Raw genomic sequence first — 16,261 nt, 5'->3', positions numbered from 1 at the left:
AAGCAATAATTCAAAAAGAACAATTTTAACATATTTTAAAAGATAAACCCGAAATTATTCAGTTTCGGGTTTATCTTTTTTCTTGAATATATTCTTTAGAAAGCCTTTCTTTTCTTGAGGATCTTGTTCAGCTTTTTGTTCCGGTTTTTTAGAATTTGATTTAATATTTTGTTTCAATTCTTTTACCGATTTCTTCATTTCTTTTACAGAAGAAACTGCCTTTTTTACTTTTTTCTCTGTCTTATCAACATTAATTCCGATCAAAGTCTTCTTCAACCCTTGCTCAATTCCTTTCCAAAACAAATTAAAGAAAGATTTTGTAGGGTCTCTTTCAACATTTTCTACCGTAACATCTTCAGGAAGACTTCCAGAACTGGATTTCACTACCAAATTGGCAATCGCGGTAAGAATCCCTTTTTTCTGCTGATTGTCTTTATTTAAAACTGCGATCTTTAAATCCTTATGTTTTAAATTAAAAGTTCCGCTCAAACCTTTAGGATTTCCTTTAAAATTAAAAAGCATTTCCTGAATTGTCCCCGAAGTGGCCATAACATGAAGATAAGGCTTGATAAAAGGGTTAATTCCATTCGCAGGAAGATTTGCTGCACGGCCAGAAATGGTAAATACATCATTTGTATTGGCTACATCAAATCCCCAATTTACAGCCAAAGGAGCAAGATTCATAAATGAACAATTGATCTTGATATCTACCTTCGTTGGCTTACCTTTCATTTTGGAAGAATTCAGGTTTTTAACATTCATATTAAAATTACCGAATATCAACTTTCCTGGTCCCGTACTCTCCGGTGTATCTTCTTCATACACTAGAACGGAGTTTTTAAGATCTAAATTAGAGACATACATCGGAATTTTAATCGATCGCAATAATTTAGAGTACAGTGGCTTTTCTTTTAAATCATCGTTAGGAATTTTACTCCTGAAAATATTAGCATCTGCAGATTGAATCACCACATTTGATGCGTTAATACTTTTATTCTGTGAAAAAAGATCCCAATTTCCTTCTGCTGTAATTTGATTTGCTTTAAGATCATACAAATCTCTTTCTACAGGAATCATTTTGATAAACTGAGCTCTCGAAACCAGAGGTTTCATCGCGAAATTACTGATCTGAACTTTATTTTTGTTAAGCTTTAAAAGTCCAACGCTCATCCTATAGAACTGCGTTTGATAAGCAAAATTTTTGGTCGTTAAAAAAAAATCTTTAGCATTAAAAGTATGCCCTAAATTATTGGGCTTAGGCTTCACTTCAATATTATTAATAGTCGCATTCAGATCGTTAAAAACCAGAGGCTGATTTCCTTTATCGTAAGTAATATTAGAATTTTTAAGAGAAACTTTTCGAATTACAATCGAGTTTATCGTATTTTCTTTCGGAGTTTTCTTTGCTTTAATTTCGCCTTCTTTGATGGTACCATTTACATGATCCACCAACACATCTTTAATATCAAGATTTAACTTTTTATCTATAAATTGTAAAGTATTGATATTAAAAGCAGCAAGATTTGCTTTAAAAGTCATCAATCTTCTACCCGGATCTGATATGTTTGGAGTAACAGAAACATCTCTTAATTCCCCACTTTTAGGATTCAGCGCAATACTTCCAACACTAAAATTCTGATGATTGGAATATAAAATGTCTTTTCCTGAAAACTGAAAGCTTTTGTATCCAACGGGGATTACTTGCTCCCTTGTTTCTTTATCAAATATTAATTGATCAACATTAAGCGTAAAATTTTTCGCCCATAAAAGTTGATTCCCATCAGCCTTCAGAACCTGAACCGCTGCATTTGTTATTTTAATCTGACCTAAATTGACTTCATAATTCAAAGGCTTTTCAGATTTCTTAGCAACGGCATTGGTATTATAAACGGTCAGGTTAGGATTTTCAAAATTGGCATTGCTTAAAGAGATTTTATTCTTCACCAGAACGATATCTTTAAAAGCCATTTTCCGAATCGAAAATTCAAATAATTTTGGCTTTTTTGGATAAAATCTCGTAAACTGATTAAAGCTCAACAAAGGAATCACCCGAAAATTATCTACAGACATTTGCCCATTAACTGTCGTTATCTGGCTTATTGTTAAAGCATACACAGTATCTGGCCGGAAAAAGAAGTTCTTTCCTTTAACATCATATTTATCAAAAGTAACAGGTAACTGATCTCCTACAGATTCTTCCGTCATCTGTAGATTTTCAACGTACAAATCGAGTTTTTGAACCGATAAAAGTTTCTGTTTTGTATACTTAAAAACATTGAAGCTTCCTTTGTTAATCCTGATACTTTCAAAGGCCAAAGGATTTCTTTTTTTAGCTGTTTTAAGATCTGCAGGCTTAGGAAGAATTACATTCAAATTAGGCCCAGACAATACGATGTCGGAAGTACTTATCTGTTTATTAAAAATAGCATCGTAAATTCCAAAACGGTTGATCTTTAATGTATCAATCGTTCCTTGCAGCCCCAAAACACTGATATTTTGAGGATTCTTGCTATTCACAGAAATTCCGACAGCAACAATATTTCCTGTTCCCAAATCAACATCAAATGTCTTATAGGAAACTTTATAATCTGTATTATTCTTGATATAATTAGGCAGCTGGGTTTTGAGCCAAAAATTTAAGCCGAAGTTTCCCAACAAGAAAATCACCATCAAAACCCCAAAGCCAATCAGTAGCTTTTTAACCCATTTGTTCATATTTGTGATTTGGTTTAATTATATCTTAAATATAAGATTAATTTTTTACACCTAAATCAATCACATATCCTTCATGTCCTCTTACATTAATAAATCTCCTCCTTCGAAACTTAAATATTGTCCTTTAATTCCAACTAACTTTCCTGTAAACTCAGGTTTTTTGTCTAAAGTGAATGAGTTTACTTTTTCCGGTTTTTCATACGGATAATCAAATTTCCATACACCTTCCCCTTCGCTATAGAACTTTTGGAAATCTTCAGGAAAATATTGCTTTATTTTTTGTTGAAAATCTACAAGATCCATTTCTCCTTCAAAATCATCCTGCAGCATTTTTCTCCAATTTGTTTTATCTGATAAATGCTCTTTCAGCGCAACTTCTATCATTCCCGCCTCATATCTGTTTTCTGTTCTGGCAATCGGTAACGCGAAAGTTGCTCCTTGGTCAATCCATCGTGTAGGAATTTGTGAACTTCTCGTGACCCCCACTTTCACATCTCCTGTATAAGCCAAATACACGGTGTGCGGCTGAAGTTGAATTTGTTTTTCCACTTCCAGATCTCGCTCTGCAACCCCAAGATGTGCGGTAGAAAGCTCCGGACGGATAATCGTATCACTTGCATAAGGACTTTCAAAAAAGCAGCTTTTACAAAATCCCATTCTATAAATAGGCTTATTTTTTCCACAATTCACACATTGAAAGCCGGTATGCTTTATCGTCAATTCTTTTCCAAACAATTCATTCATGTGAATAAGATCACCCGAAAGGTTAAGATAATACTGAATTGGCTGAGCATCATAACTCGTCATCTTTAAAATTTGCCCTTGAAACTGCATATTAATTTTATATTACTTTTTTAAGTAAATTTAATGATTATATTTTTCACAAAGGAATTTTATATTTTTGCACAGATAAAAAACACGAATGAAATATCTTGTAACAGGAGGAAGCGGATTTATTGGTTCTCACTTAGTAGAACGATTATTGAAAGAAGGACATTCTGTCATAAACATTGACAACTTTGATAATTTCTACGATTATCGGATAAAAATTAAAAATACATTAGAATCTATTGCAGATTTTTCTGATTTTACTTTTTCTGACAAAGAGACCGACATTAAGAAATTAATCTCCCTTTCACAATCAAACAATTATACCTTATATTATCAGGACATCAGAGATAAAAAAGGGCTTGAAGACCTTTTTAAAACCCATAAAATTGATGTGATCATTCATCTGGCCGCCCTTGCCGGCGTTCGTCCTTCCATCGAAAGACCTTTGGAATACGAAGAAGTAAATGTTCGTGGAACGATGCATCTTTGGGAACTCTGTAAAGAATTCAGAATCAACAAATTTGTTTGCGCGTCTTCATCAAGCGTTTACGGAAACAACGAGAAAGTTCCCTTTGCCGAAACAGACAATGTAGACAATCCTATTTCACCATATGCAGCCACCAAAAAATGTGGAGAAATTTTAGGTCATGTTTATCATCAATTATATGCTATAGACATGATTCAACTAAGGTTTTTCACGGTTTACGGACCTAGACAAAGACCTGATCTTGCGATACATAAATTCACAAAATTAATTTCCGAAGATCAGGAAATCCCTTTCTACGGCGATGGAAGTACCGCAAGAGATTACACTTATATTGATGACATTATTGATGGTATTACAAAGTCTATCCGCTATCTGGAAAATCATTCAAAAGTATATGAAATCATCAACCTTGGAGAAAGTCAGGTAATTACTCTTAATGAAATGCTTTCTACCATTGAGCAAGCTTTAGGAAAAACTGCCATCAAAAAAATTCTGCCAATGCAACCTGGAGATGTACAGAAAACCAATGCTGATATAGGAAAAGCGAAGGTTTTAATTGATTACAACCCTACTACAGACTTCCAAAATGGCATAAAAAAATTTGTGGAATGGTTTTTGAGAAAATGACATCGAACAAGTTGCTGACACAGCTCTAATACAGTCTGTGACGGGCAATGAGTAAAAAATTAATAAAAAGAATTGAAAATCAGGTATAAAAAAGCTTATAATATAGCCTATTTTTATACTTTTGCAAAAAAAATAGAATATTATGTACTGGACATTAGAATTAGCCTCATATTTAAGTGACGCACCTTGGCCAATGACAAAGGCTGAGCTTATTGATTATGCAATCAGAACTGGTGCACCCATGGAGGTAACGGAAAACCTTCAGGCTATTGAAGACGAAGGTGAAATGTATGAAGCCATTGACGAGATCTGGCCAGACTATCCTACGGACGAAGATTATCTTTGGAACGAAGACGAATATTAAATAAGGCATGAGCTTTAGGCAATAAGCTTAAAGCTTATTCCCCTTTTTATAATATCAATTTTTGCGCAGTAAGCGTATTTAGTAAAACGCTTAAAGCATATCGCTTTAGGCATAAAGTAAAAATTTATGAGTTTTTTAAACAAAGTTCTTAAAGGGTTTTTGGGAGACAAGAAAGCGCAGGACCTAAAGGAAGTAAAAAAAGTTGTAACAAAAATCAAAGCTGTTGAACCCAATATTCAGCAATTGTCTGATGATGGCTTAAGAGAGAAAACTGCTGAATTTAAAGATAAAATAAAATCAGCAACAAGTACCATCACAGCGCAGATAGAACAGATTAAAGAGCAGATAAAAAATTCGGCTAATGTTGATGAAAAAGAAGCTCTTTTCTCTCAAATAGAGTCTCTTAAAAAAGATTCATACGAAATCGAGGAGAAAGTTCTTAGCCAAGTTCTTCCTGAAGCTTTTGCACTAGTAAAAGAAACAGCAAGAAGATGGGCGCAAAACGGAGAAATTCGTGTAGCTGCGACTCAATTGGACAGAGAACTTGCTGCAACTAAAGATTTCGTTGAGATCCAGGGAGACACTGCTGTTTGGAAAAACTCATGGGATGCAGCCGGAACTCCTGTAGTTTGGGATATGGTCCACTACGATGTTCAGTTTATTGGAGGGGTTATTCTTCACAGCGGTAAAATTGCCGAAATGGCAACGGGTGAAGGTAAAACGCTAGTAGGAACATTACCTATTTACTTAAATGCACTTCCTGAAAGAGGGGTTCACGTGGTAACCGTGAATGACTATCTTGCAAAAAGAGACTCCGCTTGGATGGGTCCATTGTATCAGTTCCACGGAATGAGAATCGATTGTATCGATAATCACCAGCCGAACTCAGATGGAAGAAGAAAAGCATACAATTCAGATATTACCTATGGAACAAATAACGAATTCGGTTTCGATTATTTGAGAGATAACATGGTAACTTCACCTTCAGAATTGGTACAAAGAGAATTAAACTTTGCTATCGTGGATGAGGTTGACTCTGTTTTGGTAGATGACGCAAGAACGCCATTGATTATTTCTGGTCCGGTTCCTCAGGGAGACAGACAAGAATTTGATGTTCTTAAACCTTCAATCGACAGAATTGTTGAAGTTCAAAAGAAAACCGTTTCTGCAATTTTTAATGAAGCAAAAAAATTAATTGCTGCAGGAAATACTAAAGAAGGAGGATTCAAATTACTTCAGGCTTACAGAGGTTTGCCTAAAAACAGACAATTAATCAAGTTCTTATCAGAAAGCGGAAACAGAGCATTACTTCAGAAAGTTGAAGGTCAATACATGCAGGACAACAACCGTGATATGCCGATTGTAGATAAAGATCTTTATTTCGTTATCGAGGAGAAAAACAATCAGGTTGATTTGACAGACAAAGGTGTTGAATATATGTCTCAGGGAAATGAAGATAATAATTTCTTCGTTCTTCCGGATATCGGAACTGAGATTGCTGAAGTTGAAGCTAAAAATTTAACGAAAGAAGAAGAATTCGAAGCTAAAGAAAAATTATTCTCTGATTTTGCTGAAAAATCTGAGCGTGTTCACACCATGAGTCAGTTATTGAAAGCATATACATTATTTGAAAAAGATGATGAGTATGTAGTAATTGATGGTGAAGTAAAAATCGTTGATGAACAGACAGGTCGTATCATGGAAGGACGTCGTTATTCAGACGGTCTACACCAGGCGATTGAAGCTAAAGAAAACGTAAAAATTGAAGCAGCAACGCAAACTTTTGCAACGGTAACGCTTCAAAACTACTTCCGTATGTACAACAAACTTACGGGGATGACGGGTACTGCTGAAACTGAAGCAGGCGAACTTTGGGAAATCTACAAATTAGATGTTGTAGTAATTCCTACCAACCGTCCTATTATAAGAGATGACAAACAAGATTTAGTTTTCAAAACTAACAGAGAAAAATATAACGCCGTAATTGAAGAAATTGAAAGATTAACAGCAGCAAGAAGACCTGTATTGGTAGGTACAACTTCTGTTGAAATTTCTCAGTTGCTTTCAAAAGCGCTACAATTAAGAAAAATTCCGCACCAGGTATTGAACGCGAAACTTCACAAGAAGGAAGCAGAGATCGTTGCAGGAGCAGGACAGCCAGGAGCAGTAACCATTGCAACCAACATGGCAGGTCGTGGTACGGATATTAAATTGGCCAAAGAGGTAAAAGAATCTGGCGGTTTAGCAATTATTGGTACAGAAAGACACGATTCAAGACGTGTTGACAGACAGTTAAGAGGTAGAGCGGGACGTCAGGGAGATCCGGGAAGTTCTCAGTTCTATGTATCTCTTGAAGATAACTTAATGCGTTTATTCGGTTCTGAGAGAATCGCTAAAATGATGGACAGAATGGGTCATAAAGATGGTGAAGTTATTCAGCATTCTATGATCAGTAAATCTATCGAAAGAGCGCAGAAAAAAGTAGAAGAAAATAACTTCGGAACAAGAAAGAGACTTCTTGAATATGATGACGTAATGAACAAACAACGTGACGTTATCTATAAGCGAAGAAAGAATGCTCTATTCGGAGATCACTTGAAATACGATATCACCAACATGATTTTCGATGTTTCTAATTCTATCGTAACGAAAGGAAAAGCAAACGGAAGCTATAAAGATTTTGAATTTGAAATCATCAAACATTTCACAATGGGTTCTCCGGTTTCTGAAAGTGACTTTGGTAATAAGCAAGTTCCGGAATTAACGGATATCTTATTCAAAGCGGCTCAGGAAGATTATAACATGAAACTGAACTTATTGAGAGAAAAATCATTCCCTATTATTGAGAATGTATATCAAAATCAAGGTTCAATGTTTAAAATGATTCAGGTTCCTTTCACAGACGGACACAAAACAATGACTATTGTAGCTGATCTTAAAGAAGCTTACGATACGAAATGTGAAAGTTTGATTAACGATTTTGAAAAGAATATCACTTTATCAATCATCGATGAAAACTGGAAGCTTCACCTTCGTGAGATGGATGATCTTAGAAGATCTTCTCAGGGAGCTGTTTACGAGCAAAAAGATCCGCTTGTTATTTACAAACAAGAATCTTTCCACTTATTCAGCGAAATGATGGATAAATTAAACAAAGAAATTATTTCATTCTTATATAAAGGAGAAATTCCTGCGTAAGAAATAAATTAATTATAGAATAGAAACCGCTCCAGCACTGCATGGAGCGGTTTTTTGTATTTAATGGATAATAATTGTATGATAAATATCAATGATGAAACTTATTTAGAATAATTAAAAACAATATATTTGCAGAAAATTTGGCTTTCATGAAAAATGTACTGATCTGCACCTCTCTGTTAGGTTCCGTCCTGACTTTAGCTCAGGAAAAGGATTCTGCTAACACAAAACGCATTGATGAAGTGATTATAAATACTTACATCAAAAAAGACAGTGACTATTCAAATAAGATGACTTTAAAGGCTATTGAAAACCCTCAGGTCTATTCTAGCATAGATAAAGTAATCTTAGAGAACCAAGGGATTTATACCGTTGATGAAGCATTTAGAAATATTCCGGGTCTGCAAACTATGTGGACAGCCAATGGAAGAGCCGGTGACGGCGGTGCTTATGTAAACTTAAGAGGATTTGTTTCTTCAAACTCTTTGAGAAATGGTGTCTTAGGATCTGTAACAGGAGCTATAGATGCCATTAATCTAGAAAAAGTAGAAGTACTTAAAGGCCCATCAGGAACCTTATTCGGAAGTTTATTAACAAGTTATGGAGGCGTAATCAACCGGGTTACCAAAAAGCCTTTTGAAACTTTCGGCGGGAACATCAATTTATCAGGCGGCAGTTACGATACATACAGAGCTGCTGTAGATGTTAATGCTCCCCTTACTCAAGATAAAAAATTATTATTCAGGCTAAATTCTGCGTATACCAACGAAGGAACATTTCAAACAGAAGGTTTCAAAAGAAATTTAGCAATTGCTCCAAGCCTTACTTATAATCCAACAGATCGTTTAAACATCAACTTCGAAATGGAATTATTCCAAATGAAAAGTATGAGCGATCAAACCTTTTTCTTTTACTCAGGAAAATATTTACAGAAAGTCAACAATATTAAAGATCTGAATCTTGATTATAAGAACTCTTATTTAGGAAAAGATTTAACCAATACAGGAAGAAGCATCAATTTTTTCGGACAGGTTAATTATAAAATATCAAACAACATTAAGTCTTCTACGAACATCAGCACTTCTTCCAGTTATTCTAATGGATTTATGCCTTATTTATTCTTTACAGGTGATGATGCTACCAGCATGTACAGAAGCGACCAATCAACCAGAGACAGTAGAAAAAAGTCAATTAATTTCCAACAAAATTTCAATGGAGATTTCCGTATCGGAAACTTAAGAAACCGTGTTGTTTTAGGATTTGATTATTTAAGAGTGAATAACGATCAGAATTTTTATGACATCAATGGTTTTGACAGAAATGCTGCCGGAGAACCAATACCGGTGCCTTTGCACCAACCAGGTTTTAATTATACCAATTTCAACGGTACCGCATTACATACAAAATATGATGCAGTAGCAGGAAACGAAACTCCATACCTCATCAACGGAACACAGGAAAATTATGCGGTGTACCTTTCCAACGTTTTAAGCATCACCAATAACTTAAATGTTTTAATGGCATTGCGTGTTGATAATTTCAACAACAAGCCGGGAGTTCCGGCAACTCCAGATCCTGAGGAGCGCAAAAGTTTTAATCAGACTTTCTTTTCTCCAAAACTTGGAATCGTTTATGAAGTGGTAAAAGATAAGTTTTCAGTCTTTGGAAACTATCAAAACAGCTTTAAAAATCTTGATTACTATAAAGATGCTGCAGGTTTAACAAGAACTCCGACTCCTGAACAAGCTAACCAAATGGAAGGAGGGATCAAAACCAGCCTTTTTAACGGAAAAATTTCTTCTACGTTAAGTTACTATAACATCAAGGTAAAAGATGTTTTAAGAAATGCAATAAACTCTAATGATCCTCGCGCACAAGTACAGGACGGAACCATTGTAAGCAAAGGAGTTGAGCTTGAAGTGAATGCTTATTTGGTAAAAGGTTTTACGGCAATTGTTGGTTTCAGTTATAATGATTCAAAATATACCCAAGCAGATGCGTCTGTAGAGAACAGAAGACCTAATACAGCAGGTTCCCCTTATTTGGCTAACCTTTACGCAAGTTATCAGTTTTTAGATGGTAATTTAAAAGGCTTAGGATTCGGAATTGGTGGAAATTACGCCAGTGAAAATAAAATTGTAAATAATCTAGATACGGCCACAAATACAAATAATGTCTTCACATTACCTTCTTATATCGTATTGAACGCCAATGCTTATTATGACACCAAGAAATTCAGAATTGGGATAAAAGCAGACAATTTCACCAACGAACATTACTGGATTGGTTATACCACAGCAAATCCTCAGAAACTGATGAATATAATCGGAAGTGTTACTTATAAATTCTAATCAAATAATTACAGACTCTGTCTTACAAAAATAAACAATGAAGAAATTAACAATAGGAGCAGCTTTATTAGCAACAATGATGACCTTTGCACAGGAAAAAGACTCTATCAAATCTAACGATATTGAAGAAGTTGTTGTAAAAGGAAAATATTACAATAAATACGTAGAAAAAGAAGGTTCTTCTTCTATGCGTTTAGATGAAGCTTTAATAAAAATTCCACAAAACATTTCAATCATTACAGGCAGAGCATTAGAAGATCAGCAGGTTACAACCTTGAGTGACGGTGTTCTTAGAAACGTTGCCGGAGCACAAAGATTAGAGCACTGGGGAGACATGTATACAAGAGTAAACATGAGAGGCTCCAGAGCTGCAGCCTTTATGAACGGGGTAAACGTTACATCAAACTGGGGACCTCTAAGTGAAGATATGTCTTTTGTAGATCATATTGAATTCATCAAAGGGCCGTCAGGATTCTTAATGTCAAACGGAGAACCAAGCGGTATTTACAATATCGTAACTAAAAAGCCAACCGGACAGGCCCTAAACGGAACAGCAAGAGTAACTCTTGGAAGCTTCAATATGTACAGAGGAGAAGCAGACATTGATACTAAAATCACCGATAAAGTAGCTTTCAGATTGAATTTAATGGCTCAGAACAAAAACAGTTTCAGAGATTATGAATTCAATGACAGATATATTATCAACCCTTCATTGAAAGTAAAACTTTCTGATAAAACGACTTTAACAGCAGAATATATCTATCAAAAGGCAAAAATGTCTGAAGTAGGTTCTGCGTATGTATTCAGTTTTGATGGATATGCAACAAAACCTGTAGAATACACAACAACTGATCCGGGTATTGATCCTACAAAAGTGGATAACAACACCGTAAACATCAATTTACAACATAAATTCAATGAAAACTGGAAACTAACTTCTCAATTAACCTATGTGAATGAATACACGATGGGAAGTGACCTTTGGCCTAGTAAATTTGAAGGAAACTATATGATCCGTCGTTTAAATTATTGGGAAGCTGATAATACCATGAAATTCGGACAGGTTTTCTTAAACGGTTTTGCAAAAACAGGTTCTGTTTCTCACAAAATCTTAGCAGGGCTTGATTTAGGAAGCAAGAAATATATGGCAGATTGGTCTCAGGGATATAACCTTGATAAATATAATGCTAATGATAATTATACTAAAGCTGCTGATCATAACTATTGGTATAATATCGATACCAACAGCTATGATAGTAATGGTCCAACAGGCGCTTATTATGGTCCTAACAATACCGACGCTTACAAACCTTTCGATAAGACAAAACCTCTTTCTGTAAGAGCCGGAGCAGGAAGTACAATTGAACAAAACTATACCGGTTTATATTTACAGGATGAATTAGGCTTTTTTAATGATGCATTAAGATTAACACTTGCAGCACGCTATACAAACGTAAAAGAAAATAGCTACGGAACAAAAACAGAAGCTAATAAAATTACTCCGAGAGTTGGTCTAAGCTATTCTATTGATGAAAGTATGTCTGCTTATGCATTATATGACCAAGCATTCTCACCCCAATCTGGTTTATTTAGAGATGGAACAACTGCAAAACCAATTACAGGGAATAACATGGAAGTAGGTGTAAAGAAAGATTGGTTCGCAGGGAAATGGAATACTACATTGTCATTATATAACATTAATAAAAACAATGCAATTGGTACTGATCCAACAGACCCTACCGGAATGTTTTCAATCTTTTTGGGCAAAACAAGAGTGCAGGGAGTTGAATTTGATCTAAAAGGTGAAATCACTAAAGGATTCAATGCAATCTTCAATTATGCATTTACAGAAAATAAATTTACTGAAACTACTCCTTTAGCTAATAAGGGAGATAAAGTTCCGGGATATGCTAAACATACAGCAAACGCTTGGTTAAATTACACTTTCACACAAGGTGATTTAGAAGGTTTTGGATTAAGCTTTGGAGGTACATTCTTAGGCGGAAGAAGTAGTTGGAATTGGGGTAGCACAAATGCTCCCTTAGAAATGAATGATTATTTAAAATTTGATGCAGGTGCCTCTTGGGAAAATTCTAAATTCAGAATAGGTCTTAATGTTTTTAATCTTTTCAATAGATATTTATATAGTGGAAGTAGCATCAATTTTACAATGTCAGACAATACACAAAGAGGAGGTTACTATTATCAAGCAGAAGCTCCAAGAAACTTTAGAGTATCAATAGGATATAAATTTTAAATAAATAAAAGTTAGCCCTTCCAAGGGTTAACTTTTTTGATATGAAGAAAAAACATCACCATAAAAAGAAGGTTTCTTCAACAAAAAAATGGTCTGCCAAACTGCATTTGTGGTTTGGTTTATCCGTTGGTCTTATCATTTTTATTGTTTCATTATCGGGAACTTTATATGTTTTTAAAGATGAGGTTCAGAACAGTTTACGTAAAGAAGCAATTTATGTACAGAAAGAAAATATAGGTAGCAAACCGCTATCTATTGAGATTCTTCGGGAGAAAGTCAGTTTAGAACTTAATGAAAAGTTTCCGCTGAGCTCTGTTGAGATTCCTTTAGACCAAGCAAAATCCTACAAATTTCTGTATTACGAAAAAGATAAAAAAGGATGGAACTATTTTGATGAAGTTCTGATCAATAAATTGGTGTATGTAAACCAATATACAGGAGAAATTTTATCTGTTTATAATGAAAAGTATGACTTCTTTACCCTTCTAAAATATATCCATTGGGGGCTTCTTCTGAACTCCGACTGGGGAAAATATGTGGTAGGAATTCCGGTTGTATTATTCATCATCATGCTCATCACAGGTATTGTTCTTTGGTGGCCACAGAATAAGAAGATGCGAAAAGGACGTTTTTCTTTCGATTGGAAAAATGTAAAAACCTGGAAACGCAAGAACTACGACCTTCATAATATCTTAGGATTTTATGCTTCATTTATTGCCTTATTAATGAGTGTTACAGGAATTTATTTTGCCTATCCTTGGGTGAAAAACACATTCAACGTTGCCTTATCAGGTTCAACCGAGCTGCCTAAGGAAAAGGAAATAAAATCTCCGGATTCACTGTTAGCAAAAAACAATGCAATTTTTGATCTTACCGCATCCGAAACAAGAAAACGATACGCCACCTCATCAAGTTTTAGAATTCCATTAAACGGAAAAACTAAAAAAGGGAAAGAATTAAAAAACATTCCCATCTCAGTGTATGGACAAGATGGAAGATTTAGTGAGCGTAATCAGTTGGTTTTTGATAAATATTCAGGGAAATTATTAGCCAACAAACCTCATCAACAATTAAACAACGCCGAGAAATACGCCAACGCCAACTATGACATTCACACAGGATCATACTTTGGACTGTTCGGGAAAATTATTTGGTTTATCACAGGACTCATTTGCACATCATTACCTGTTACAGGGTTTTTAGTATGGCTAGGAAAACAAAAGAAAAAGGGAATTAAGAACGTACAATGAAAAAATTAACTCTATCTGTAGCTTGTTTGGCTACTATTTCAGCATTTGGACAGGTAAAAGACAGCATCAACACAAGAGATGTAGATGAGGTTGTGCTAACAGCATCCAGAAAAAGAGAAAATATTAAAGAAATACCGAGTTCTATAACCGTTGTTGGCGAAAAACAAGTGCAGTCTCAGTTAACGGTAAACTCAGATATTACAAGCATTTTACAATATACGGTTCCGAGTTTGGCAACAAGTTCCGGGCAAACTTCCAATACAGGGCAAACGCTTCGTGGGCGCCAGGTTTTGGTTTTAATTGACGGGATTCCACAATCTACTCCCCTTCGAAACGGAGCGAGAGATTTAAGATCTATCGACCCTTCAGTTATCGAAAGAATTGAGGTGATCAAAGGTGCATCTTCCATCTACGGAAACGGTGCAGATGGAGGTATTATCAATTATATCACAAGAAGAAGCAAATCCGACAAGAAGATCTCGGGGATTTCACAATTTGGAATTACGGGTCAGCCATATGGCGGAACATTAGGCTATAGAGCAAGTCAGCTTTTATCCGGAAAGATCAGTAAGTTCGATTACGTAGTTTCATTGGCTTATGAAAAAACAGGCTATATGAAAGATGCAGATGGTGTAAATCTGAGTCCGACATACAGTACAGCCAAAATGAATAACTACAACGGAATGTTGAAATTAGGCTACACTATTAATGATAACCAAAGAATTGAAGCTTCCTACATCGGCTATGCTGCCAAATCTGATTTAAATTTAGGCTTAAAAACAGGCAAATACGGTATTACCCCAACGATTGGAGAAGGAGAAGGAAAAAATCTGGAAACCACTCCGCAAGGTACCCCAAGAAACCACAATTTCAAATTAAGTTATGATAACAAAAACCTGTGGAAAGGAACTTCATTAAACGTAAATCTTTACTTACAGGATTTCAGAACCGTTTACGGATACAGCGATACTTTCCTGAATGGTGGCCAATCAAATGTCATTTCAAAAAAATCAGGCGCAAGAGCCAATTTCGATACCCAGCTTTGGAGTGGTAAAAATTCTCAGGCTGAAATGATTTACGGATTAGATGTTTTGAATGATCAAACCGTTCAAAAACTGGAAGACGGCCGTTATTGGACACCGGATATGAACATGACCAACATCGCTCCATTCCTTTTGGTTAAAGTTGATTTAATGAAAAAATTAACGATAAAAGGAGGTTTACGATATGAAAACATTGCCGTAAAAGTTGGAGATTTCAACACGCTTTCTACGATTAAAAGTGACGGAACCTTCACCAAAAGTATTTTTGTAACAGGCGGAGATTTAAAATACAATGCCTTAGTGGGAAATATTGGTGTTCGTTATAATATCAATCCAATGATTAATCTTTTTGGAAGCTTTTCTCAAGCCTACTCTATCAACGAATTAGGAAGAATCTTAAGAAACTCAACAGAAGGAACCATTCAAAATTTAGAAACAAAACCCATTATTGTCAACAACTATGAATTGGGGGCAACAGGGCAAATCTCAAAATGGATCAACTACGAGATCACATCTTATGTAAGTACTTCCAAACTGGGAGCAACTTTTGTTCAAAGTCCGGACAGAGCTTTAATGATTCAAAGATCACCGGAAGTTGTGTATGGTGTGGAAGGGTTTTTACATTTCACACCCACAAAATGGATCAACTTCGGAGGAAGCTACAGCTGGATGGAAGGGATTACTTCTGTAAAAGATGACGGAGATTATTCAACCAAAATCAACAACAGCAGAATTTCTGCACCGAAAGTCTTAGCCTATGTTCAAGTGAGACCAATTCAAGCTTTATCTGTGGGTCTTGATATGTTACACGCTTTTGGGCAAAATAGATTCGAGCCCAATGCCAAAGGAGTGTATGCTTATGGAGAAGGAAGAGTGCCGGATTATACTGTTTTCAACCTAAGATCGAGTTATGAAGTTAGTCAAAACTGGAAAGTTTCTTTAGGGATCGAAAACCTTTTCAACAAGACCTATCAACCTGCTATTGCATGGTGGGCAGCAAGAGATGCCGACTTTACCAATTCGCTAGGATTAAGAGGAACGTTTATGGTGGAATATAAATTTTAATTGAAGCTTTTTCCCGCTTTCCACTGTATCTTTTTCGCCCACGCTTTTTTTAAGCCATTTCAGAAAAAGGATG

General features: G+C 35.4%; 8 protein-coding genes and 1 pseudogene. 7 read left to right on the top strand and 2 right to left on the bottom strand.

Going from position 1 to position 16,261, the window contains the following annotated elements; all coding sequences use genetic code 11:
- Positions 1-54: 54 nt before the first annotated feature.
- Both AMQ68_RS21470 and AMQ68_RS21465 read right to left on the bottom strand, forming a co-directional pair.
- Entirely contained in the window at positions 55-2,715 is a 2,661-nt protein-coding gene (locus AMQ68_RS21470) for a hypothetical protein (RefSeq protein ID WP_054512621.1), read from the bottom strand.
- A gap of 37 nt (positions 2,716-2,752) precedes the next feature.
- A pseudogene (locus AMQ68_RS21465) lies at positions 2,753-3,549 on the bottom strand (DUF2797 domain-containing protein).
- A gap of 88 nt (positions 3,550-3,637) precedes the next feature.
- On the opposite strand from AMQ68_RS21465, the gene AMQ68_RS21460 reads away from it, so the two are divergent.
- The 7 genes from AMQ68_RS21460 to AMQ68_RS21430 all read left to right on the top strand — a co-directional run bounded on the left by AMQ68_RS21460 (position 3,638) and on the right by AMQ68_RS21430 (position 16,188).
- Positions 3,638-4,660, top strand: coding sequence for a GDP-mannose 4,6-dehydratase (locus AMQ68_RS21460; RefSeq protein WP_054512620.1), 1,023 nt, complete (start codon positions 3,638-3,640; stop codon positions 4,658-4,660).
- Between the two features lie 142 nt (positions 4,661-4,802).
- Entirely contained in the window at positions 4,803-5,024 is a 222-nt protein-coding gene (locus AMQ68_RS21455; protein ID WP_034756280.1) for a DUF2795 domain-containing protein, read from the top strand.
- Positions 5,025-5,150: 126 nt separating this feature from the next.
- Positions 5,151-8,222 (top strand): preprotein translocase subunit SecA, encoded by a 3,072-nt coding sequence (secA, locus tag AMQ68_RS21450; protein ID WP_054512619.1) that lies wholly within the window; start codon positions 5,151-5,153, stop codon positions 8,220-8,222.
- A 149-nt stretch (positions 8,223-8,371) separates the two neighbouring features.
- A complete protein-coding gene (locus tag AMQ68_RS21445) occupies positions 8,372-10,573 on the top strand; it encodes a TonB-dependent siderophore receptor (RefSeq protein ID WP_054512618.1) in 2,202 nt (733 codons plus the stop codon).
- A 37-nt stretch (positions 10,574-10,610) separates the two neighbouring features.
- Positions 10,611-12,830, top strand: coding sequence for a TonB-dependent siderophore receptor (locus AMQ68_RS21440; RefSeq protein ID WP_054512617.1), 2,220 nt, complete (start codon positions 10,611-10,613; stop codon positions 12,828-12,830).
- A 41-nt stretch (positions 12,831-12,871) separates the two neighbouring features.
- Positions 12,872-14,080: a PepSY domain-containing protein gene (locus AMQ68_RS21435; protein ID WP_054512616.1), complete on the top strand. Its 1,209-nt coding sequence runs from the start codon at positions 12,872-12,874 to the stop codon at positions 14,078-14,080.
- Positions 14,077-16,188, top strand: coding sequence for a TonB-dependent receptor (locus AMQ68_RS21430; RefSeq protein ID WP_054512615.1), 2,112 nt, complete (start codon positions 14,077-14,079; stop codon positions 16,186-16,188). Before AMQ68_RS21435 ends, AMQ68_RS21430 begins: the two co-directional genes overlap by 4 nt.
- Positions 16,189-16,261: the final 73 nt, after the last annotated feature.

Origin of the sequence: Chryseobacterium sp. ERMR1:04, from assembly GCF_001297705.1 — a bacterium.
In the GTDB taxonomy this organism is placed as follows: domain Bacteria; phylum Bacteroidota; class Bacteroidia; order Flavobacteriales; family Weeksellaceae; genus Chryseobacterium.
This window is presented reverse-complemented; position numbering and strand designations above follow the sequence as displayed.

What these genes read in the sequence shown, in the direction of transcription:
- AMQ68_RS21460 (WP_054512620.1), top strand. Translation starts at nt 3,638, where the DNA reads ATGAAATATCTTGTAACAGGAGGAAGCGGATTTATTGGTTCTCACTTA.
- AMQ68_RS21445 (WP_054512618.1), top strand. Translation starts at nt 8,372, where the DNA reads ATGAAAAATGTACTGATCTGCACCTCTCTGTTAGGTTCCGTCCTGACT.
- AMQ68_RS21455 (WP_034756280.1), top strand. Translation starts at nt 4,803, where the DNA reads ATGTACTGGACATTAGAATTAGCCTCATATTTAAGTGACGCACCTTGG.
- AMQ68_RS21430 (WP_054512615.1), top strand. Translation starts at nt 14,077, where the DNA reads ATGAAAAAATTAACTCTATCTGTAGCTTGTTTGGCTACTATTTCAGCA.
- secA (WP_054512619.1), top strand. Translation starts at nt 5,151, where the DNA reads ATGAGTTTTTTAAACAAAGTTCTTAAAGGGTTTTTGGGAGACAAGAAA.
- AMQ68_RS21440 (WP_054512617.1), top strand. Translation starts at nt 10,611, where the DNA reads ATGAAGAAATTAACAATAGGAGCAGCTTTATTAGCAACAATGATGACC.
- AMQ68_RS21470 (WP_054512621.1), bottom strand. Translation starts at nt 2,715, where the DNA reads ATGAACAAATGGGTTAAAAAGCTACTGATTGGCTTTGGGGTTTTGATG.
- AMQ68_RS21435 (WP_054512616.1), top strand. Translation starts at nt 12,872, where the DNA reads ATGAAGAAAAAACATCACCATAAAAAGAAGGTTTCTTCAACAAAAAAA.